The organism is Phocaeicola sartorii JCM 17136 = DSM 21941, from assembly GCF_054653615.1.
Window position 1 is genome coordinate 2,231,173 of record NZ_BAAIFW010000005.1, and the last position, 22,172, is coordinate 2,253,344.

Here is a 22,172-nt window from a genome sequence, read left to right on the forward strand (position 1 = left end):
CAAATGAAAAATATGAAATATGTTTTATGTTTGCTCTTGGCGTTGGTTGCCGGAGGAAACAGTTTAGCGAAAGTTGCCGGAGATCCGGATTTGAAGAATTTCCCCGAAGGATATGCACCGAAAGAGATTGGAGCCAAACTGGGCCGCCACTTCATACCGGGAAAGCACTTTCTGCATGATGGCAAATGGATTCATTATGCCGAAGTTTGTACGTGGCTGGGGGCTTTGCGATATGCTCAGGTAGCCGGTGACGATGAACTGATCGGAATGTTGGAGAAGCGTTTTGAACCCTTGCTCAAAGAAGAGAAGGCGTATCTCCCGATTAAGAACCATGTCGATTTGAACATGTTCGGTTGTTTGCCTTTGGAACTTTACCGAATCACTAAGAATCAGAAATACTATGATTTGGGAATGCCTTATGCCGACACTCAATGGCAATTGCCGGCTGACGCCAGCGACAGGGAAAAGGAATGGGCGCAAAAGGGTTTTTCTTGGCAGACCCGCCTTTGGATTGACGATATGTTTATGATTACCATTGTACAGAGCCAGGCATACCGGGTGACAGGAAACAAGGAATATATCAACCGGGCAGCAAAGGAGATGGTTCATTATCTGGATGAACTGCAATGCGAGAACGGATTGTTCTATCACGCTCCGGACGTTCCTTTCTATTGGGCACGCGGAAACGGCTGGATGGCAGCCGGTATGGCAGAATTGTTGAAAGCGCTTCCCAAAAACAGTCCGGAGCGTAAACGTATTCTGAAGGGATATTTGACGATGATGAACAGTTTGAAGGAGTATCAAGGAGAAAACGGAATGTGGAACCAGCTGGTGGACCAGCCGGACTGCTGGCCGGAAACTTCAGGCTCGGCAATGTTTGCTTATGCCATTATTACCGGTGTGAAGCAAGGATGGCTCCCTAAGAAAGAATATGCCCCGGTTGCGCGAAAAGCGTGGTTGGCACTTGTCCCTTATATCAATGAACAGGGCGATGTGACCGAAGTATGTGTGGGTACCAATAAGAAGAATGACAAGCAGTATTATTACGACCGTCCCCGCATAGCCGGTGATTATCATGGGCAGGCACCCTACCTTTGGTGCGTAACGGCGTTGATGGAGTAATAAAATGAATAATGTACAAACTATATTGCAAAATGAATATCAAAAGGCTTTTGGGACTTGGTTGTATGCTGGGACTTTTTTTAGGAAGTTCGGCCAAGACCATTGATGTATATGTATCCCAACAGGTTTCAGGACAGGGAGATGGCAGCAAGAACAGTCCGTTCGTTTCACTTCAGCAGGTGACGGAAAAACTCAGAGAGTTGCGTGCAAGCGGGAATGCCGACCCGGTAAATATATGTATCGCCCCCGGGTTGTATGAACTGGAGGAGCCGTTGAGGATGACTGCAGAACAGAATTCTGGTAAGGACGGAATGGTTACATTTCGTTCGTGGGGAAAAGGAGACATCGTGTTAAGCGGAGGTAAACACATTACGGATTGGGTGGAAATAGAACCGAATCATTGGGTGGCGGAATTACCAGAAGTAAAGAATGGAAATTGGTATTTCCGACAATTATTTTCCGGTCATAAGCGTTTGGTACGTGCACGTACTCCCAATGAAGGATTCTTAAGAACAAAAGGTAGTCTTTCCATTACAGGAAAAGCCAGCAGTGTATTGAGTGATTCTGAAAAGAAGGCGAAATTCTGGTTATCACGTTGCGGTTTTGCTTATGAAGGGAATGACGTTCGTTATTGGGACGATTGGCAGAATGCCGAGATACTGACCTTTCATAGTTGGGAGTGTTCATGGCAATCCATCTTGTCGATAGACACGCTTAAAAATGAAATCTATTTCACCTCTCCTTGCCGCTATCCGGTAGGAAATTTCGGACAGAATATGCGTTACAGGATTGAAAACATACGTGAGGCTTTAGACGAAGCGGGTGAATGGTTTCTTGATAGGAAAAGCGGTAGGTTGCATTTGTTGACAAATAAGGGGGAAAATCCCAAAGAGATGAATATTCATGCTCCCAGATTAGAGCGTATTGTGGACTTTGAGGGAACGGTTCAGAATCCGGTATCTAATGTACATTTTGAAAATATTGATTTTCAATACACTTCTTATCGGATGGGAATATATGACATAGCTCCCAATTGGCCGGCAGAAATACAGAAAGGTATTCCTTATTTTCCTTCTGAAATCCGACCGGGATTTACAGGAGCTCAAGCTGCGCCTACAGCAGGGGCGTCCTTGCAGCTTGAATATGCTGATAATATTACTTTCGGGCAGTGCGGTATGCGTCATTTAGGAGCTATCGGCATTGCTATAGCAAAGGGATGCCGTGGGATAAAGTTGGATGGTTGCGAAATCTCTGACACTGGTGCGGGAGGTATATATATGGGCTTTGACATCCGTTTGGTTAAGGAAGCAGGTGTGCCAGAGCGTGATGCTCCACGCGACAATGTGGTAAGTAATTGCCTCATCACCGGTCTTGGACATATTCATCCTGCTGCAGTAGGTATATGGATGGCTCAAACTTCCAATAACAAGATTCTGAAAAACGAGATATCTTATGTAAGTTACAGTGGCATTAGTATGGGATGGACATGGGGATTTGAGCCGAATTATACAAAGAATAACTACATCGCTCATAATTATATACATCATGTAGCACAGACACTTGGTGATGCCGCGGGTATCTATTCATTGGGAGATTGCGAAGGTTCGGTATATGACGGTAACTACATTGACTGGATATACAAAGGAGAAGGAGTCTATGGCGTGGTAGACGCGATGGGATTTGATGAGTGCAGTTCGAAAATCACAATAAAGAACACGGTGGTAGGCAAAGTAAGCGGTAAGGTTGCCAGTTTTGGCAGAAGCTCATCGGCGGAGTTGCAGGTTTGGGAAAACAATAATTTCGACATGAACACTTCCAGACCGGTCTTCGACAATCGTCTGGGTATGGATGCCGAAAAACTTACTGTACACGCTTGTTTCCATCCGGTCAGCACTTTCCTTAATTTGTCGGGACGAAAGGAGCAGCGTTGGATTGTACGGAAAAACGGCTCGTTCGGCACGGATGGATTCTATGGCATGCTCATCCAGGGAAAGCAGGCAGTAGCCTACCTGAACATAGGTGGAGGTAACGACAACCTGTATCAGATAGCTTCGGGCAATGTGGTGGAGGATGATAAGGAGAATACGGCTACCTTCAGCTATGACGGTAAGACATTCCGCTTCTATTTCAATGACGAGTTGGTGGGCGAAAAGAACATTGACAAGAAACGTACTCCGGGAAAGGGTAAGTTGGAGATAGCGCCTGTCAGTTCCAATTCATTGCGTAATGGCATACAGAAACTGTATATAGCCAATCGGGCGATAGTGCCGGCTGAGACGGCGATAGTATCTGCCTCTTTCAGCTGGACGGCTCCCAAACCGAAGAAGCAGTCGATTGATGTGCAGAAAGTTATCCGTGAAGCAGGACCGGATAAAAAGTACTTAAAGTATTTTGTTTTTCAGCCAAAACACGAATTGAAAAGATAATAAGAATTTAAGAATAAACTAAATATGAGGAATATATCATTTTTTTTCATGTTTTGCTTTTGTGCGCTTTTTGCACATGCGCAGGTAGGGAATTTTCCTTTCAGAAATGCAGATTTGCCATTAGAAGTACGTGTGAAAGATCTCATTTCGCGATTGACATTGGAAGAAAAGGTGCAGTTGATGCAACATCATTCTCCGGCTATTTCGCGCTTGGGCATACCGGCGTATGACTGGTGGAACGAGGCATTGCACGGTGTGGCGCGTACATCAGAGAAAGTAACAGTCTTTCCACAGGCTATCGGTATGGCGGCTACATTTGATACAGACGCCATACACAAAATGGGAGATATTACATCTACAGAAGGACGTGCGCTTTTTAATGAGGATTTGAAGTCAGGTAAAACCGGTACACGTTATCGCGGACTGACTTACTGGACTCCAAACATCAATATCTTCCGCGACCCCCGCTGGGGACGCGGACAGGAAACGTATGGAGAAGACCCTTATCTTACCGCCAAAATGGGCGCGGCAATTGTACGTGGCTTGGAGGGAGATGATCCACATTATTTGAAATCGGTAGCTTGCGCCAAGCATTATGCTGTGCATAGCGGTCCTGAATACAATCGCCATTCATTCGATGCCCGTCCGTCTGTCTTCGATTTGTGGGATACTTACCTGCCGGCTTTCCGCGAACTGGTTACGAAAGCAAAGGTACACGGGGTGATGTGCGCTTACAACCGCTTGAACGGTCAGCCTTGTTGCGGCAATGACCCCTTGCTGGCGGATATTCTTCGCAACCAATGGCATTTCGACGGATATGTCACGTCCGATTGTTGGGCATTGAAAGACTTTGCCGAGTTCCATAAGACGCATCCCGAGCATACGATAGCAATGAGTGATGCCCTGCTTGCAGGTACCGATCTGGAATGTGGCAATTTGTATCATTTGCTGGCAGAGGGCGTGAAGAAAGGGCTGCATTCGGAAAGGGATATTAACGTATCTTTAAGCCGTCTCTTTACTATTCTGTTTAAGATAGGTATGTTTGACCCGGCAGAACGGGTGCCATACAGCTCCATCGGACGGGAAGTCTTGGAATGTGAAGCGCATAAACAGCATGCGGAGTGCATGGCTAAGGAATCTATCGTCCTGTTGGAAAACAAGAATCACCTTTTGCCGCTTGATGCTTCGAAGATAAAGAGCATAGCCTTGATCGGTCCTAATGCCGACAACGGGCAGACTCAGCTGGCTAACTATTTCGGGACTCCTTCTGAAATAGTTACTCCTTATATGAGCCTGAAACGACGCTTGGGCAATAAGATTAAAATTGATTATCTGCCGGGAGTAGGTATCGTGGATAAGCTGAAGAATGCTCCGTCGTTCGCACAAGTGGCTCGTAAAGCCATGCAGTCGGATGTCATTGTTTTTGTGAGTGGCATAAGTGCCGATTATGAAGGTGAAGCCGGAGATGCCGGAGCGGCAGGCTATGGAGGGTTTGCCAGCGGAGACCGCACCACTATGCAGCTTCCCTTGGTGCAGATTGAGCTGTTGAAAGAACTGAAGAAAACCGGACGTCCTTTGATTATAGTCAATATGTCGGGCTCGGTAATGAGTTTTGAGTGGGAAAGCCGGAATGCCGATGCGCTGCTTCAGGCATGGTATGGCGGACAAGCGGCGGGAGATGCCATTGTCGATGTGCTCTTTGGACATTATAATCCGGCAGGACGTATGCCGTTGACAACCTATAAAAGTGACAATGATTTGCCTCCTTTCGAGAACTATTCGATGTTTGGACGTACTTACCGCTACTTCAAAGGGGAGCCGCGTTATCCGTTTGGATATGGCTTGAGTTATACCACTTTCGCCTATTCGGATATGCAATGTGCAGGTGAGATCCATACCGGTGATACGGTCCGGGTCACTGTTACCGTTTCCAATACGGGATATTGTGACGGCGATGAGGTGGTGCAGCTTTATGTCGTGCATCCCCAGGACGGCAGGAAGCAAATTCCTCTTTGTGCATTGAAAGGTTTCAAACGGATTCATCTGAAACGGGGAGAGTCCACCCGTGTCTCTTTTACGTTGGCGCCTGAGGAATTGGCTCTGACGGAAACTGACGGCAATTTGATGGAAAAGAGCGGTCAGGTGACTCTGTTCGTAGGGGGAGGACAGCCCAATTATGTGGCAGGCGTATCTTCGCCGTTGACGATAAAGGGAGCACCTTATCAAGTTTGGTAATAATTTAAATGATAAAGCCGGTTGAGATACTGGCATCTTAAAAATAAAATAGAATGAAATATAGAAGTTTTGTGTTTGCGGCTTTCTTCTCCGTATGCGGATTGTCGTCTGTCTCGGCGCATGGTTCCTACGGGAAAACACAGTCGGCCAAGGGCGGTCAGAATGTTGTTTATGTATCCAGTAATGGTAGTGATAGTCAAGGGGATGGTACCGCCGCTTCTCCTTTCTACTCTTTGAACAAAGCACTTGAAGGGAAACTCTCTTCTGACGGGTCGGCAGATACCTTGTTTGTGCAGGTGGCTCCCGGTGATTATTACATGGAGGCCCCTCTTTCTATTGAGACGCCTTCTTCCCGCCCTGTGGTTATCAAATCGCAAGGGAAGGAGAAGCCGTGTTTCATGGGAGGCATTTGCATAAAGGGATGGCAAAAATGTGAGAACGGGTTGTATAAAGCCTATATTCCGGAGGTGTTGAGGTATGGATTTAACTTTGAGCAGTTTTATGTGAACGGTCAGCGTGCCATTTTGGCCCGTACTCCCAACGTGGACTGGTTTTTTGTAAAGTCGTCCAAAGAAACCCCGATAGTCAAGGGGGGCAGCCTTGCCAACTATGCCGTCCAGCAGATTAATTTTGAGGCTTCCGACTGGGAGTCTATGAAAGGACTTTCCAGAAAGGAACTGAAAAACATCAAGTTCCGTTTCTACCATAAATGGGATATTACACGTAAGAACCCGAAATATGTGGAGGTAGACTCTGCCCGCATCTATATGGAAGGAAGGGGCATGAAGCCCTGGAATCTGATTCATAAAGGTTCCCGTTATTTTATGTATGACTACAAGGCTGCGCTGGATGTGGCAGGCGAGTGGTATCTGGACCGTGAGACCGGTTACCTTTACTATATGCCTCGTGAAGGGGAGGATATGAATACAGCGTTTTGCGTCGCTCCGGTGCTGCATCAATGGATTTCGGTGAAGGGAGAACCGGAGAATCCTGTGAAGAACATGAAGTTCAAGGGATTGTCGTTCCAATATTCCTCTTATATGATTCCTTCCGAGGGGGAAGAACCGGCACAGGCGGCCGCGAATACAGAGGCGGCCATGCAATTTGATTTTGCGGAAAATATCATTCTGGAGGATTGCGAGATGCTTCATACCGGCGCATACGGCATCAGTTTCGGACGGGAGTGCCACCAAAACAGAATCGAACATTGTTACATCGCCGATTTGGGTGCAGGTGGCATTAAGATAGGCGAACCCTATTTGAGAGCCACCACGCGTAAAGTGACCAGCGGTAATGTCATCGACAACAATATCGTTACCGATGCCGGACATGAACAGCCCTGCGGAGTGGGAGTTGCTTTGTTCCATACCAGAGACAACCAAGTGACTCATAATGATATTTTCGACATTCTTTATTCCGGCGTATCCGTAGGATGGGTATGGGGATATAACGAGGATTCGGCTTCACCGATTCCTGTATTGACTGAAAAGGGAGAGACGGAGACTGTGATGATGAAGAAGCATAGCCCTTCCGTGCACAATATCATTATGTATAACCGTATCCATCACATCGGATGGGGAGAACTGTCGGACATGGGAGCTGTCTACACCTTGGGCGAGTCTGAAGGAACCAAGGTTTGCAACAATGTGATAACTGATGTGTTGTCATACGATTATGGAGGCTGGGGCCTGTACACTGACGAAGGTTCTACAGGAGTGGAAATGAGCAATAACTTGGTGCTTCGTTGCAAGAGTGGCGGTTTTCATCAGCATTATGGGAAAAATAATAAGATAGAGAATAATATATTAGCGTTCGGTTTTTATCATCAGGTGCAGTTGACGCGTGCGGAACCACATCTTTCCTTACATTTCAAGCATAATATCATCTTGCATGATAAAGGGGAGACTTTGGTCAGAACTTGGGATAAGGCAAATGTGGATATGGATTATAATTTATATTGGCGTACAGATACCACTTCCATTACCATGATGGGCAAGAGCTTTGCGGAATGGAAGAAGATGAAGGAGCCCCATTCGGTCATGCTCGATCCTTTGTTTAAGGATGTGAAGAATGATGACTATACGTTAGTCTCACGAAAAAATATCCGCAAAATAGGATTTAAACCGTTCGACTATTCCAAGGCCGGAGTGTATGGTGACAAGGAATGGTGCGAAAAAGCTTTATTGTCTCCCCGGAAACTTGAATTGTTTAAGAAGATGGCTTCCATAAGGTTGCAAAAATAACTTTAATATGAACCAGAGGATATCCTCTGAAAACAGAATGATTGTAGAAATGAAAAATTTAATTTTATGTTTGTTGTGCTTGATGGTTGGGCTGGGATTACATGCTTCTTCAGCTCATGGTGACAGCTTGCGCATTATGTCTTATAATGTACACAATGGAATAGGAATGGATGGGAAAGTGGATTATGCACGTATAGCCCATGTAATATCCGATGTACATCCCGATGTCGTTGCCTTGCAGGAACTGGATAGTGTAACCCATCGTAGTCCTGTAAATGTGTTGGAAGAAATAGCCGGTGTGACGGGGATGAATTATGTATTCGGACCTGCTATCAGTTACGGTGGCGGTAAATATGGCATTGGTGTCATGTCGAAAGAAAAGCCGTTGAATGTCAGAAATGTATCTCTTCCGGGAAAGGAAGAAGCCCGGACGTTGTTGGTCGTGGAGTTTGAGAAATACATATTTCTCGCGACTCATTTTTCTTTGACTGCTGCTGACCAGATCAAATCAGTAGAGGTTATACTGAAGGAGGCGCTTTCTAAAGAAAAGCCTGTTTTTATGGCGGGTGACATGAATTCTGTGCCTTCTTCTTTAACTCAGAAAAATATCCGGAAATATTTCAAGGTTTTGACCGATGACCGTTGGATTACCTGCAACGGGGAGTGCATTGATTATATTTATGGATATAAGAGGAAAAAAGGAAAATTTACAGTCGGACGGAAAGGCATGATAGAGGATTATGTCGCTTCGGATCATTGCCCGGTATATGTTGATGTATATTATGGGAAATAAAACGATGCAATGATCTTTCCTGTATTTTAGTTTTCATCATTTGCAGAGAAGGTGAAATAATACTATTTCTGTAGGAATAGTGGAGAATATTTTGTTTCTTTGCAAAAGCCAAAGAAAATAAGATATGCACGAACAGTATTTTTCTATTGTAACCATTCCTGCTGGTGAGATTCTCAAACGGATTTTATCTAAGATGAATCTTTCGCAAAGGCAACTTGCTGTTATGATTAATGAGTTGCCCCTGCGGATTAATGATCTTATTTTGGGGAAAAAGAGATTTACTCCGGAGCAATCACTTGAAATAGAAAAAGCCTTGGGCATTGAAATATCCGGATTCTTTTATAAAATACAAGCTAATCATGACATCTATCTGGCTCAATGTAAGGAGCAGTTGAAACATAGACCGGATTTATCCCTGTTTAGAAAAGCAATCTTTTGGGATGTTGATTTGGATCATTTGGATTGGATCGTAAATGAAAAATGGATCATTCAGCGGGTTTTTGAATATGGTAATGAAAAAGAAATAGAAGCTATCATCCGGTTTTATGGAAAAAACATTGTATCTGCTTCGCTCGCTAGTGTAAAGACTAGATGGAACAGCGACAGGCGTATGCATAATATATCAAAATATTTGCAATGATGGAAACGCTTTACTATCATACGGTTTCCCATTTACTTTTGGAGTCGTTAAAAAAGTTAATGGCTGAGCCTGTGTTTAATGAATTTCGATTGGTAGGAGGAACCGCTTTGAGTTTACAATTAGGACATCGCACTTCTGTTGATATAGATTTGTTTACTGATATGCCGTATGGTACAATGGATACGGAAACAATAGGCAAAACTCTGCAACGTGTCTTTAATTATGTTGATGGACTGGAAGAACTTAGTGAGAGGGCATTAGGATATTCTTTTATTTGTGGAGATACTCCGAATGACACAATAAAACTGGATCTATTCTATACTGATCGGTTTATTTTTCCTGCTGTACAGATTGATAATATTCAAATGGCTTCCATTGAAGAAATTGCCGCGATGAAAATGCTGGCAATTATAACAGGGGAAAGAAAAAAAGATTATTGGGACATCCATGAATTACTTGAGCATTTTACCTTAGAAGCTATGATCGGATGGGGGATTGAAAGGCATCCCTATGAAATTTCGAGAGAGGAAGTTCTGGATAAATTAAGAACGGCATCCGGCATAGATGATAATACACCTATACAATGTTTAAAAGGTAAGTATTGGGAGTTTATCGTTGAAGATCTTAGCGATGCGGCACGCATCGCTAAAACTTAGCGTGACACCCTTACGGAAGAATGGCCGTTGCGCCCTTATTACAAGCGCGACCTTGCCATAGCCTATGCCCCCGATATCACCCCCGCCTCGGCGTTGAACCGCCTGGCGTTGTGGATACATCATAATGCGGCGCTGCACGAGGCTTTGCTGCTGGCCGGCTATCAAGTACGTCAACGCATGTTCACCTCGTTGCAGGTGGAGCTTATTTTCCAGTATTTGGGGAGACCCTGACAGGAAGGGAAAACGTGACTATTCACGTGCCCTTGCGTGAATAGTCACGCAGGCCATCGTGAATAGTCACACACGGCGGTGTGAATATTCGCATCCGGCGTAGAAGCAATAGAACATTCCGTTGGCCAGCCACGCCAACCTGCCGGTATGGTTTAATTTCCGGAACCTCACTTGTGCGGTGAAGTAGGGGATGAGTTTCTCGTCCACCAGGCAGACCAATATCCGGCATGCCTGGGCGTTCAATTCCATCCTGCTGTTGGAAGCGGTCGATGAGCGGAATCAGTATTCCGGCCTTTTCCCCTTTGGAGGTATTGATGCGGTGGAAGAATTCCTTTGCGGCTATGGTGGGCAGCGTGTTTGTCGTGAAATTTCCCTGTCCGGGGAAATTTTCTTCTGAAAGATTGCCTGAGTCATCCTTCGGAGAATCCTTTTCAGGAGAAGAACTTCTTTCAGAAGTTCTCTCATTAGTAGAGTTAATATAAATATTATTATTAATATTATTATTATCTGTCGCCACAAAAGTTTGCGCAAAAGTTTGCGCAAAAGTTTGTGATGACAGTCCGTTGTCTTTTTCTGTATGGATTTCGGAATTCGTTTCGTGGTAGAGCGGCGGCCCGAAGGCCTTGACGGCTCCCGTTTCGGGGTCGGTGACGAAAGGGAAGGCCTGCGATCTTTTCATGGCTTCTATCAGTGCCTGTGTGGTGGAGAATCGGAGCGAATTTCGTATTTCGTAGAAGTTCTCCTGCGGATAGATTTTCCGGCTGTTCATATAGGCGGTCAGTCCTAGGTAGAGTTCCGGTAATTGGGTCGTGGTGGAATCTGTAATGTTACGGCTTTTCCAGATGTGCATCATTTTCTTCAGTCCGGCTACGGACATGGATGGATCGTTTTGTTTCATGTTTCTATTTTTTTGCGTTAAGTTATCGGGGTGTGAAATTACCCTGTTGTTTTTTGAAGAATTACAGGAAACTGTAATCTGAATATATATGTTTACGTATTTTAAGACTTATTAAGATGAAAGAACTGACAAATGTTGCTTTGTGGCTTCGTTTCGATAGGGAACTGATTGACAGCGTCCGTAGAAAACTGAATATTGATATCCATGTGATGTGCAGCGAATTGGATATGAGTGCGTCTACCTATACCAAACTTGAAAAAGGGGCCATGACGAAAGAAGAATTCCGCAAGTTATGGCTGGAACTGGGGGAAGTGGAAATTATGGGGGAAGAGGAATGAAAGAACGGAATTTGTTAGGAAATGTGGCTGGAAAATTGTTTCTTTGTATCAACCAAGGACAATTCCTTAAAAATAGAAAGTCTGATTGTTTGGCAACAAAGAATTTGCTTATTTTAAAACTTTAAGTCATTTCCACTAATGGAACATTGTAATAAATTACTTTATGGCGGAATGTTGTCTTTATCCGCATTGGCAGGCTGTACGGAGCCGGTAACAGAAAAACCGTTGAATATTGTCTACATTATGACAGATGATCATACAGCTCAAATGATGAGTTGCTATGACAAGCGTTATATGGAAACGCCCAATTTGGATCGTATTGCTAACGACGGGGTACGTTTTACAAACAGTTTTGTCGCAAATTCGTTGAGCGGGCCTAGCCGCGCTTGTATGATTACAGGTAAGCATAGTTGTGAAAATAAATTCTATGATAACTCTACCTGTGTGTTTGATGCATCGCAGCAAACTTTTCCGAGACTATTGCAGAAGGCTGGTTATCAAACTGCATTAATTGGTAAATGGCATTTGGAAAGTTTGCCTACGGGGTTTACTTATTGGGAGATCGTTCCCGGACAAGGTGATTATTATAATCCGGATTTCATCACACAAACCAATGATACCATTCAGAAACATGGGTATATCACTAATCTGATTACCGATGATGCCCTAGACTGGATGGAGAATAAGCGCGATAAGGAGAAACCATTCTGTCTGCTTATTCATCATAAGGCTATTCATCGTAATTGGATGGCGGATACCTGTAATCTGGCTTTATATGAGGATAAGGAATTTGCTTTACCCGATAATTTCTTTGACGATTATAACGGACGTGAAGCTGCCGCAGCTCAGGAGATGAGTATTGTGAAAGATATGGATATGATATATGATCTGAAGATGCTCCGCCCTGACAAGGAATCCCGTTTGAAATCATTGTATGAAAGCTTTATCGGACGTATGGATGAAGGGCAACGTGCAGCATGGGATGCATTTTACGGTCCTGTGATTGATGATTTTTATCAGAAGAATCCGCAAGGAAAGGATTTGGCAAACTGGAAATTCCAACGTTATATGCGCGACTATATGAAAACGGTCAAATCACTGGATGATAATGTGGGACGTGTGCTCGATTATCTGGAAGAAAACGGGTTGCTGGATAATACATTAGTCGTCTATACATCCGACCAGGGATTTTATATGGGAGAGCACGGATGGTTTGACAAACGTTTCATGTACGAGGAGTCCATGCGTACTCCGTTGATCATGCGTTTGCCGAAAGGATTTGACAGGAAAGGTGATATAACTGAAATGGTACAGAACATTGATTATGCACCTACCTTTTTGGAATTGGCAGGTGTCAAGGTCCCTGATGATATCCAAGGAGTATCTTTATTGCCGTTGCTGAAAGGGGAGAAGCCTGCCGGTTGGCGCCGTTCATTGTATTATCATTTTTATGAATACCCTGCCGAACACATGGTGAAGCGCCATTATGGAGTACGTACAGACCGCTATAAATTGATTCATTTTTACAATGACATTGATGCATGGGAGCTTTATGACTTGGAAAAAGACCCTGCCGAGATGCATAATGTAATCAATGATCCTGCTTATAGTGAAGTATTGGCTGATATGCAGGCGGAACTGAAGAAATTGCAAATCCTGTATAACGATACGGATTTTGTAAAATGATAGTTGTGAATGGTATTTTATGGGAAATGAAACGATGCAATGATCTTATGATTTCTATGGATTAAAGAAGTGGAAGACTTTCACAAGCCCTCCACTTCAACCGTAGCAGGTACACACATAGATGTACCCATTTGTCAATAATTAACAGTTTCTGGTTGTTGAGTCATGGATTTTACATTAAGGCAGGTGCCAGATATTTTACCAGTAAATATCCGCCTGCTATCAGCCATATATAAAGAATTGCTGCAAGTATAAAGGGTTTCGCTCCGGCTTTACGGAATTTGTCAATGCTGGTTTCCGCACCCAGGGCAGTCATAGCCATTGTCAGCAGAAAAGTATCTACGTTATTAATAAAGGCAGTCAGATTTTGTGGCAACAGGTCGAAAGAGTTGAAACCGATGACAGCCAGAAAGCCGATGGCAAACCAAGGTATCTGTATTTTTTTCATACCTCCATTTTGCTTTTGAGTTTTTGCCTCGGCTCTTGATGCCATATAGCTGGTAATCAACAAGACGGGAACCAGCATCATAACACGTATCATCTTGACGATGATGGCGACGTTTGATATTTCTTTTCCCATCGCATTGCCGGCACCTACTGTGTGTGCTACCTCATGCAGGGTCGCTCCGGTGAATATGCCCATTTCATTGGCAGGAAGTGCGAAGGTACCATTATGATATAATATAGGATAGATGAACATGGAGATGGTTCCGAAAATAACGACGGTGGAAACGGCTACCGCTGTCTTGTAGGGCTTGGACTGGATAGTCGATTCTGCACCCAGAATGGCTGCCGCACCGCAAATGCCGCTGCCGATGGAAGTGAGCAGTGCGATGCCCCGGTCCATCTTCAGCATTCGTCCTATCAGGATACCTCCCAGAATGGTTGTTGTTACTATAATGGCGTCAATAAAGATAGCGGGCAATCCTACCGCAAGCACATCTTGAAAAGTTAATCTGAAACCGTAAAGAATGATTCCGATACGTAAGATGCGTTTAGAACAGAACTGGATGCCGGGAACCCATGTGTCAGGCAAATTATTCCGGAGACTGTTAGCATATAGCATACCTAAAATAATACCGACAATCATGGGACTGAATGATAACTCTTTTACAAAGTTCATTTCGCCTATATAAAAGGCCGCACATGAGAACAGGGTGATCAAAAGTACCCCATGGAGCATACTACTTCTTTTTTCGCTTATCATAATTTATTTTTTTATGGTATTTAAAAATGTCGTGCAAAATAACAACTTTAGATCGAGATACACCGAATTAAAATTCTTATAGCCTATAACCTTAAATTATTAAAGAAGAAGAATGTTCACGGAAAAAGAATAATGCACAACCTTTTTTTGAGAGATTGTGCATTATAATATAGAAATATACAGATCGTTATTACTGGCTTTTATAGCTGTTTGTCTGAGATTAATCGTGCGATGCGGGTCTTGTTCTGTGTTCCTTTGGTAAGCAGGTAAACGTGCTTATAGGCATCGCGGTTCAGTTCGGTGGGGGAACCGTTGATCAGAATGATGTTCCGGTCATTGGCGAATTTCAGGATACCGCTGATGTTGTTGGGATGTAGTTTGCCTATTTCATCCATCATGCAGTGTAACTTGAAATCTTTGAACTTGCGGGATGCGCCTTCCTTGAACACATTCAGCAGCATGATGTTTATCATCGCTTTTACCAGAATGTCGGTTCCTTCCGATCCCACATTGGCTATCTTCTCGATAAATCCGGTGTCATTGCCGTTCTCTACAATGCGGAAACGCAACTCGAAGGAATCATACAGGCGGATGCTGTCATAGCGGTAGGCATGTATTTCCTTGATAAAGGTACGCAGCAAAGTGATAGCCTCTTCTTTCACCAATTGCTCTTTGGCAGAGGAGAACAGGTTGGTTTCCGGTGAGAGGTCATAACCGTAATCATGGTAGTATTTCTGTATCTCACGCAAAATGTTCACCACGCGGTTGCTACTCTCTTCTACCTTCATTTCGATGCGCTGGATGACTCCCACAAAATTGCAGGTAGCGAAACCTTTATTGATTTCACGGATCACATCTTGAATATCATCTTCCGATGAAGTCAGCATGGAGGTGTCCATACTGATACGTTTGAAGGTATCCCAATGCTCGTTGTTGATGCGGCGGATGTACTCGTCTATGCGGTGTTCTTCCACAAAATCGTGTAGTTCGTCGGCAAAGCGTACGTATTCCCAGTCCTCGTTGAATTTTACGCGGAACTTGAAGGTGTTGTCCTCATCAAAATGTCCGGTGAAAAGGTTCACTTCTTTACGGAGCTTGCTTTGTACCTGTGTGAATTGGTTGGCCTGGCGGGTCAGTTCGTCAATCAGCTCCACACAGGTCCTGGTAGTCTGCATGGTTTGCGTGTTTTCGGAACGGAATATATCCTGATGCGGTTTATACCAGTCGTATGCCGGAATCTTACTGTAAGCCTCCAGGTTCTTTTGAAGTTCCTTTACATTTACTTCCGCTTCTTCCCATTCTTTGTTCAGAAGGTCTATCTTTTCTTGTAGGGAAGAGGTTTCCACTCTCAGCGTTTCCCGTTCTAATTGGAGCAGACGTTTTTGTTCGTCGTGCTCCCGTTGCCATCCGGGAATACGGTCTATCAAATCCCGTTTGTCTTTTTGGTATTCGATGACCAGTGTCGCATTTTCCTTAATGAAAGAAAGTTCTTTCTCCAGCTGGGCCAGTTGGTTGGCGATGTCTTGCAGACGTTCGGTATCTGCTCCCTGCGAATGAAGCTCTTTCTGCATATCCGCTTCATATTCGGTTTTGATGGAGGAGATTCTGCGCTGTTCTTCTTTTTCTTCTTTTCCGATAACTTCCGCTTGTGTCTTTTTTTCGTCGGTAAGAGCCTGTTGTTGTTTGTTCCATTCCTGTTTCAGGCTATCCAGTTTCTCTGTCTTTTCTTTGTTCAGGTTTTTTAGCTTGCTGTTTATACCTTCCAGTTCGGCAACCCGTTTGCGCTGTTCGTTTTCCAATCGGTTTATTTGGACATTCCGTTCCTCATTGGCTTTCTTCTTCCATTCTTCCAAGTCGAGCATATCCTGCTGGTATTGGCGTTCCAATTGTTCCAGTTCATACTCTATTTGGCTGATAATGGTTTTTTGTTCCTTTATCTGCGGTTGGTATTTGCGTTTCAACTGTTCCTGCAACTCCTCCCTTTCAGTTTGTTGGCGTTGCATGGCAGCAGTGATTTCTTCCAGACGCTTTTCACTGTTCCCTTTCTCGACGATATAATCGTCTATGGATTTGATGGGGCGGTGGATGCTGTCTAAATTAATGGAAATGCCATAGAAGGAGTTTCCCCCCTCGATGGTCATTTGCGGAAAAAGCCCCCGTTGCCATAAAATGCTCTCATCGCACAGTTTGCCGATGTTCTCTTCCCATCCTTTTTTGTTTTCTTTCAGCCAGCCTTGCAAGGTGTCTTTGCTGTTGTTCAGAAAAGCTTGTAATTCGTCTATGCGGGGACGGAGTTGCAGCATCTCCTGTTGCAGCTTTTGTAAGGTCAGGTCTTTTTCTTTCAGCTGTTTCTGCTGTTCCTCTTCCCAAGTCATGGTCAGTTCCTTGATGATGAGTTGCGCTTGGGCGATACGGTTTTTCCGTTCCGTATGAAAGTTGGCATAGTTTTGGATACGTGTTTTCAATTCCTGTTGCTCTTCCTCAAAGAAAACCTCCTTTCTGCATAATTTTATCTGGTAATCTATAGCGTTCAGCTCGCCCAGTTTCTCGGCTTTCAGCGGATGGAGCTGCTGTGACAGGCTTTCGAATTCCTGGTAAAGGGAATCTGTGAACCGCTGGTATTCTTTGCGGGTCTCTTCCAGACGCTCGTTGTATGCATTGTTTAATGTATCCAGTTGTTTGATTTTCGCTTCATGAATCTTATTCCATTGCTCGTCCAAGGCCTGAATCAGCGATTTATACTTGGTCGAGATTTCCATATATTGTGAGGTAAGGATACGTTGTTCTTCCAGCAATCCCACCTGCCGGTTCTTCCATTCCTCTTTTTTGGAAGAGCGTTCTATAATCTCTTCTATGTTCTTGTTTTGATAATCCTTTTCTTTGCCTAATGCTTTTTGCAGTTCATTGTTCAGCACTGCCAGCGCTTCCTGTAACTTGTCGCTGCGCTTGCGCGATTCATCTTGAAGCTCCTGTTTCCGGCGTATCAGTTTTCCTTTGTCGGCATCCGTGCGGTCTTGTTTCTCTTTCCATTGGGGAAGGATACTTTCGGCTTTGCGGAAAGCGGCAACCAGTTCGCGGCAATTCTGCACCAGTCCGCCTTGCAGTTTGGACGTTTGTTGGGATAACAGTGTGATTTCCCGAGCCTGTTTCCGGGTTTCCCGTTTCTGAAATTCTTCGATATCCTTCAGACGGGTCTCAAAGTTTTTCAGATGCTCCTTGTAACTGTTCAGGTCGATGGCCGTTTCATCTTCGTTCAGAGAAGAAATGATTGTTTTCTTGATAAATTCGGCATCCAGTTTCGAATTCAGCAACACGTTCTGTATAGTGCGCGGAATATTCTGGTATTGCTTGCTCTCCATCAGCGAGTACCGGCTGAACTCAGGACTTGTACTGTTTCCATACAGAATGTTCCGATATTCGTCGTAGGTATAGATGATGCGTGAATATTCTATGCCATATTGGTCCAGCACGGCACGCACGCGGTCGCTCTCGCTATAGGCCACCCGGTTCTCGTCTATAAAGAATTCTTTGCGGTAAGGAGAGTGGATGAAGCGGTAACATACACGGTTCATCGATTTGAAACTCAGAATGCAGAACGCACCGTTCTCTGTTGCCACTTCGTAAACGATATACGAATTGGAGTAGGGAAAATAGTAATCCGTGTAATTCTGCTTTTCCACCGAAATACCCAGCCGTTGCGTGTCGGCATTGTAAAAGAAAAGGATAGCACGCAGAAGGGTACTTTTCCCCACTCCCTGCGTACCGATGAAGTGGACGTTTCCGTCCAGATAGATATCGTCCGAATAAGGGATATTCGCACTATTGATAAAGATAATTCTACTCAGGTTTCTCATCTTCGGTTTCGTCGTAAATGTTGATACTTTCAATCAGTCTTTCCAAATAATGCCAGGCGCTCATTACCTTATACGTATTGGTTTTCTCATTTTCCTGTTCCAGGAACGAGTCTTTGGTGAGCTGGCGTATCATGTTTTCCAGCACTTCCTTACGGATGTCCTTGTCCGAGAAGTGTTTCCGCATACCGTCCAGTTTGTTTTGGAGCAGCATGTTGATGTTGGTTTCCACCAATATCTGTTCGGGCTGGAAACGGAATCCGGGACCGAATGTCTCATCGTAAGTCTTGAAAAAATCGAGCACATCTATCCAGTAATAGGCACGCATGATTTTTTGCTCCAGTGTGGCTTTGGGTTCTATACGAGAGAAGAAAAAATATTCGTTTCCACGTTCCAGTGTATAGTTTATTTGTGAGAAATATTGATGGAGCGACTCATAGTTCTCATCTATTTCATTATACATATCGCGTACTTCTTCGCTGGTGCTGTTGGAACTGATGAACAGTCCTTTTTGCAAGTATTCAAAGATGGATGCGGTATTATCGGGTATTTGTATATTTAAATCCATAATTCTCAGAGTGGGTATATTTTAGCATATTCATATTGATTGTGGAGTCCGAACTCGTTCCGGATTTCCAGTTGGTTCTCGTAAAGTGAGACAATCTGGCAGAAGAACGTGGTACGTTCCTTTTCATCCACTTCGCGATGGAAATGATATTGCAGCAGAAAGGAGAAAAGGTCGCTGGCCGGCTCTCCTTTCCAGCGGGCTTCTGCCCCCGACTGCACAAAGGCGGCTACCACTTCGTCCAGATTAATCACTTCTTCGTACATGGCCTGTGCTTCCAAGTCTTCTTCACTGAAAGCTCCGGCTTCATTTTTCCGTACAATTTCACGATACTTCTGATTGCTGATCACTTTCAGAATGATGGGACGCACTTCGTCACTGGCCAGATAGGTGGGAGACAGTTTGAACGATGCTTGCGTACTTCCTTCCAACAGGAGGGAACGTTCCCGTTCCATTATTTCGGACAGATTGCTCCGGGCACGTAGCTCGAACTGGTCTTGCAGATATTTTACTTTTCGTATTTTCTCTACCAGTATCACCTGATTCTTTATTTGGTTCAGGTAATTGATGATATCCTGCTGGGCACGAATCAGACTGTGAGCAGATAGTTGCAGTTCCTGCCGCAGCTCGAGCAGGATGCGGGTCAGCTCTTCGTCAGTGGCCTGGCGGAAGAAATCCCGTTCTTCGTGCAAAATCAAGTGTTCGGTAGAGTCTATCAAACGCTGGATGTTGATTCGCTTCTTGTCCAGATTTTGCAGTTTGGCTATTTTTATCTGGTATGTGGGCTCGTGTTTGAAAGCATTATCAATATTGTGTTGAAGGTTGATAATGTTCCGTATTGTTACGCGTGCCAGTTTCTGAAAGGTAATCTTGATATTGCGTACATAACTTTCCTTGCGCGACTGGATCTTTTCTTTCAGGTAGTAGTCCATCAGTTCGTGCAGGTACTCTATATTTTCCTCTACGGTAGCTGTGTTGATTTCCTCGTTCGCTTCCAGCAGCAGTTCGAAGAAATCAAGGAATCGGGCATCCAGTTCCACAAAGTTTCCGTTGAGGTGTATGATTTCCTTTTCGATGAGTATCTTTAAACGATTTTCATCCTCCTTCAATAGGGCAAGTGCGTCCGAGTATCGAAAACTAAGCACTTTTCTCTTCTCAAACATCTCTACCAACAGCCCTTTGGCTACAAAAATCGTATTTATTATTTCGTGAATTGATCGGAATATATACATTGTTTTTCTCCAAAAAAGTCCGGCGAAGTTACTTTAAATGGTTGAGAAAACCTAGCGTTTTATGCTAAAAAGCATGTTTTTGCATGATCCGCTTCCGTCTTGTTGCCGGAAATCTTTTATGCGTTGCAGTAATCCGTTGCGAATAATAGAGCTTTCACCGTAAACAATTATTGCCTTCCGGACGTTCTACTTTTTAGCAAGAGTACTGTTTGTACTTCTATATCCTTGCCAAATACAAATTCGGTCGGGTTATAAAATATAAAATTGTTCCTTTGCTTATTCCTTATCGTATTTTGTTGTATGAAACCCAAGCAAAGTTAAGGAAATGTATTACCTTTGCCGCCTAAATTTAGTAAAAAGATGAAAACGGACATTGAAATAGCACGCAGCATTGAGCTGGTCAAAATTAAACAAGTGGCTCGGGAAACCGGCATTCCTGTAGAGCACATCAGTAACTACGGGCGCTATATAGCCAAAGTGGATGAAAGTCAGATAGACGAAGAAAAGGTGCAGCAGAGCAACCTTATTCTAGTTACTGCTATCACCCCTACCAAAGCCGGTATAGGTAAGACTACTGTTTCTATCGGATTGGCTTTGGGACTGAATAAAATAGGAAAGAAAACGATTGTTGCCTTGCGCGAGCCGTCGCTAGGCCCTTGTTTCGGAATGAAAGGGGGAGCTGCCGGAGGAGGATACGCCCAGGTGTTGCCGATGGATAAGATTAATCTTCATTTTACAGGTGATTTTCATGCTATCACTTCCGCTCACAATATGATTTCGGCTTTGTTGGACAATTACCTTTATCAGAATCGTGATAATGGCTTCGGATTGAAGGAAGTGCTGTGGCGTCGTGTGTTGGATGTGAATGACCGTTCCCTTCGTTACATTGTTACAGGACTAGGACCGAAGACCAACGGAATTACCCAGGAGTCAGGTTTTGATATTACTCCTGCATCCGAAATTATGGCTATTCTGTGTCTGGCCAAGGATGAAAAGGACTTGCGTCGTCGCATTGAAAATATTTTATTAGGTTTTACTTATGACAACAAACCTTTTACTGTAAAAGATTTAGGGATTGCCGGAGCCATTACAGTTCTTCTGAAAGATGCTCTTTCTCCTAATCTGGTACAGACTACGGAGCATACTGCCGCCTTTGTTCATGGGGGACCGTTTGCCAATATTGCTCATGGTTGCAACTCTATTCTGGCAACCAAGATGGCAATGACTTTTAGTGATTATACCATTACCGAAGCCGGATTCGGGGCTGACCTGGGAGCGGAGAAGTTCTATGATATCAAGTGCCGTAAAGCAGGTATCACACCTAAACTGACCGTATTGGTGGTTACTGCCCGTGCATTGAAAATGCATGGCGGTGTATCACAGGACAAGATAAAGGAACCCAATCTGGAAGCTTTGAAGCAGGGTGTGGCCAATATGGATAAGCATTTGCGTAACTTGAGATATTTCGGTCAGACAGTTGTCGTTGCGTTTAACCGTTATGGGGATGATTCGGAGGAAGAAGTAGATTACATCCGTACCCATTGCGGGAAGAAAGGTGTGGGCTTTGCAGTAAACAATGCCTTTACCGATGGTGGCGCAGGGGCGGTAGAATTGGCGGAACTGGTTGTGAAAACCATTGAGGAACAGCCCTCCGGGTCTTTGCAATATGCCTATGATGAGGAGGATAGTGTAGAAACTAAAATATCGAAGGTAGCTTGTAATTTATACGGCGCCAGCATTATCACGTATAGTGCCGCTGCCCGTAAGAAACTGAAGCATATTGTAGAATTGGGGTATGGAAATTTCCCTATTTGTATTGCCAAGACGCAGTATTCATTCTCTACCGATCCCAAGATTTACGGTGCGGTAGACAACTTTGAATTCCATGTACAAGATATTGTGATGAATGCCGGAGCTGAGATGCTGGTAGTCATTGCCGGAGAAATAATGCGTATGCCGGGATTGCCGAAGGAACCGCAAGCATTGCATATTGATATCGTGAATGGTGAAATAGAGGGGTTGTCATAACCTCTCTTTTTTACTGAATTT

Annotated in this window: 16 protein-coding genes; 11 read left to right on the top strand and 5 right to left on the bottom strand. The window is 44.2% G+C overall.

Features of this window, described 5'->3' with window-relative positions:
- Window positions 1-3 precede the first annotated feature (3 nt).
- From ACYQ0C_RS09380 to ACYQ0C_RS09415, 8 genes are all read left to right on the top strand, one after another.
- A complete protein-coding gene (locus tag ACYQ0C_RS09380; protein ID WP_016276530.1) occupies window positions 4-1,122 on the top strand; it encodes a glycoside hydrolase family 88/105 protein in 1,119 nt (372 codons plus the stop codon).
- Window positions 1,123-1,154: 32 nt separating this feature from the next.
- Window positions 1,155-3,548 (top strand): right-handed parallel beta-helix repeat-containing protein, encoded by a 2,394-nt coding sequence (locus tag ACYQ0C_RS09385; protein WP_016276531.1) that lies wholly within the window; start codon window positions 1,155-1,157, stop codon window positions 3,546-3,548.
- A 24-nt stretch (window positions 3,549-3,572) separates the two neighbouring features.
- Complete coding sequence (locus tag ACYQ0C_RS09390) at window positions 3,573-5,783, top strand: glycoside hydrolase family 3 C-terminal domain-containing protein (protein WP_016276532.1); 2,211 nt, start codon at window positions 3,573-3,575, stop codon at window positions 5,781-5,783.
- A 53-nt stretch (window positions 5,784-5,836) separates the two neighbouring features.
- Window positions 5,837-8,026: a right-handed parallel beta-helix repeat-containing protein gene (locus ACYQ0C_RS09395; RefSeq protein WP_016276533.1), complete on the top strand. Its 2,190-nt coding sequence runs from the start codon at window positions 5,837-5,839 to the stop codon at window positions 8,024-8,026.
- A 49-nt stretch (window positions 8,027-8,075) separates the two neighbouring features.
- Window positions 8,076-8,819, top strand: coding sequence for an endonuclease/exonuclease/phosphatase family protein (locus tag ACYQ0C_RS09400; RefSeq protein WP_235783195.1), 744 nt, complete (start codon window positions 8,076-8,078; stop codon window positions 8,817-8,819).
- A gap of 124 nt (window positions 8,820-8,943) precedes the next feature.
- A complete protein-coding gene (locus ACYQ0C_RS09405; protein WP_016276535.1) occupies window positions 8,944-9,459 on the top strand; it encodes a helix-turn-helix transcriptional regulator in 516 nt (171 codons plus the stop codon).
- Window positions 9,456-10,115, top strand: coding sequence for a nucleotidyl transferase AbiEii/AbiGii toxin family protein (locus tag ACYQ0C_RS09410; RefSeq protein WP_025077006.1), 660 nt, complete (start codon window positions 9,456-9,458; stop codon window positions 10,113-10,115). The genes ACYQ0C_RS09405 and ACYQ0C_RS09410 overlap by 4 nt, the downstream gene beginning before the upstream one ends.
- A gap of 27 nt (window positions 10,116-10,142) precedes the next feature.
- Entirely contained in the window at window positions 10,143-10,346 is a 204-nt protein-coding gene (locus ACYQ0C_RS09415) for a DUF4248 domain-containing protein (RefSeq protein WP_025077007.1), read from the top strand.
- A 22-nt stretch (window positions 10,347-10,368) separates the two neighbouring features.
- Here the strand turns inward: ACYQ0C_RS09415 and ACYQ0C_RS09420 are convergent, their stop codons facing one another.
- Window positions 10,369-11,244, bottom strand: a complete 876-nt coding sequence (locus tag ACYQ0C_RS09420; protein WP_050582558.1) for a hypothetical protein — start codon at window positions 11,242-11,244, stop codon at window positions 10,369-10,371.
- A 116-nt stretch (window positions 11,245-11,360) separates the two neighbouring features.
- On the opposite strand from ACYQ0C_RS09420, the gene ACYQ0C_RS09425 reads away from it, so the two are divergent.
- Window positions 11,361-11,582, top strand: a complete 222-nt coding sequence (locus ACYQ0C_RS09425) for a hypothetical protein (RefSeq protein ID WP_016276538.1) — start codon at window positions 11,361-11,363, stop codon at window positions 11,580-11,582.
- A gap of 138 nt (window positions 11,583-11,720) precedes the next feature.
- Window positions 11,721-13,268, top strand: a complete 1,548-nt coding sequence (locus tag ACYQ0C_RS09430; protein ID WP_016276539.1) for a sulfatase family protein — start codon at window positions 11,721-11,723, stop codon at window positions 13,266-13,268.
- 172 nt (window positions 13,269-13,440) lie between these two features.
- Here ACYQ0C_RS09430 and ACYQ0C_RS09435 read toward each other — a convergent pair whose 3' ends face one another.
- From ACYQ0C_RS09435 to ACYQ0C_RS09450, 4 genes are all read right to left on the bottom strand, one after another.
- Entirely contained in the window at window positions 13,441-14,475 is a 1,035-nt protein-coding gene (locus ACYQ0C_RS09435) for a YeiH family protein (protein WP_016276540.1), read from the bottom strand.
- Between the two features lie 200 nt (window positions 14,476-14,675).
- On the bottom strand, window positions 14,676-18,329 hold the full coding sequence (locus ACYQ0C_RS09440; RefSeq protein WP_016276541.1) for an ATP-binding protein: 3,654 nt from the start codon (window positions 18,327-18,329) through the stop codon (window positions 14,676-14,678).
- A complete protein-coding gene (locus ACYQ0C_RS09445) occupies window positions 18,313-18,894 on the bottom strand; it encodes a condensin complex protein MksE (protein ID WP_016276542.1) in 582 nt (193 codons plus the stop codon). Before ACYQ0C_RS09445 ends, ACYQ0C_RS09440 begins: the two co-directional genes overlap by 17 nt.
- A gap of 5 nt (window positions 18,895-18,899) precedes the next feature.
- Window positions 18,900-20,123 (bottom strand): hypothetical protein, encoded by a 1,224-nt coding sequence (locus tag ACYQ0C_RS09450; RefSeq protein WP_016276543.1) that lies wholly within the window; start codon window positions 20,121-20,123, stop codon window positions 18,900-18,902.
- 360 nt (window positions 20,124-20,483) lie between these two features.
- Between ACYQ0C_RS09450 and ACYQ0C_RS09455 the strand changes: the two genes are divergently transcribed.
- Window positions 20,484-22,151 carry a formate--tetrahydrofolate ligase gene (locus ACYQ0C_RS09455; RefSeq protein ID WP_016276544.1) on the top strand — a complete coding sequence of 556 codons (1,668 nt, stop codon included), beginning with the start codon at window positions 20,484-20,486 and terminating at the stop codon, window positions 22,149-22,151.
- Window positions 22,152-22,172 lie beyond the last annotated feature (21 nt).

What these genes read in the sequence shown, in the direction of transcription:
- ACYQ0C_RS09380 (WP_016276530.1), top strand. Translation starts at nt 4, where the DNA reads ATGAAAAATATGAAATATGTTTTATGTTTGCTCTTGGCGTTGGTTGCC.
- ACYQ0C_RS09385 (WP_016276531.1), top strand. Translation starts at nt 1,155, where the DNA reads ATGAATATCAAAAGGCTTTTGGGACTTGGTTGTATGCTGGGACTTTTT.
- ACYQ0C_RS09390 (WP_016276532.1), top strand. Translation starts at nt 3,573, where the DNA reads ATGAGGAATATATCATTTTTTTTCATGTTTTGCTTTTGTGCGCTTTTT.
- ACYQ0C_RS09395 (WP_016276533.1), top strand. Translation starts at nt 5,837, where the DNA reads ATGAAATATAGAAGTTTTGTGTTTGCGGCTTTCTTCTCCGTATGCGGA.
- ACYQ0C_RS09400 (WP_235783195.1), top strand. Translation starts at nt 8,076, where the DNA reads ATGAAAAATTTAATTTTATGTTTGTTGTGCTTGATGGTTGGGCTGGGA.
- ACYQ0C_RS09405 (WP_016276535.1), top strand. Translation starts at nt 8,944, where the DNA reads ATGCACGAACAGTATTTTTCTATTGTAACCATTCCTGCTGGTGAGATT.
- ACYQ0C_RS09410 (WP_025077006.1), top strand. Translation starts at nt 9,456, where the DNA reads ATGATGGAAACGCTTTACTATCATACGGTTTCCCATTTACTTTTGGAG.
- ACYQ0C_RS09420 (WP_050582558.1), bottom strand. Translation starts at nt 11,244, where the DNA reads ATGAAACAAAACGATCCATCCATGTCCGTAGCCGGACTGAAGAAAATG.
- ACYQ0C_RS09425 (WP_016276538.1), top strand. Translation starts at nt 11,361, where the DNA reads ATGAAAGAACTGACAAATGTTGCTTTGTGGCTTCGTTTCGATAGGGAA.
- ACYQ0C_RS09430 (WP_016276539.1), top strand. Translation starts at nt 11,721, where the DNA reads ATGGAACATTGTAATAAATTACTTTATGGCGGAATGTTGTCTTTATCC.
- ACYQ0C_RS09435 (WP_016276540.1), bottom strand. Translation starts at nt 14,475, where the DNA reads ATGATAAGCGAAAAAAGAAGTAGTATGCTCCATGGGGTACTTTTGATC.
- ACYQ0C_RS09440 (WP_016276541.1), bottom strand. Translation starts at nt 18,329, where the DNA reads ATGAGAAACCTGAGTAGAATTATCTTTATCAATAGTGCGAATATCCCT.
- ACYQ0C_RS09445 (WP_016276542.1), bottom strand. Translation starts at nt 18,894, where the DNA reads ATGGATTTAAATATACAAATACCCGATAATACCGCATCCATCTTTGAA.
- ACYQ0C_RS09450 (WP_016276543.1), bottom strand. Translation starts at nt 20,123, where the DNA reads ATGTATATATTCCGATCAATTCACGAAATAATAAATACGATTTTTGTA.
- ACYQ0C_RS09455 (WP_016276544.1), top strand. Translation starts at nt 20,484, where the DNA reads ATGAAAACGGACATTGAAATAGCACGCAGCATTGAGCTGGTCAAAATT.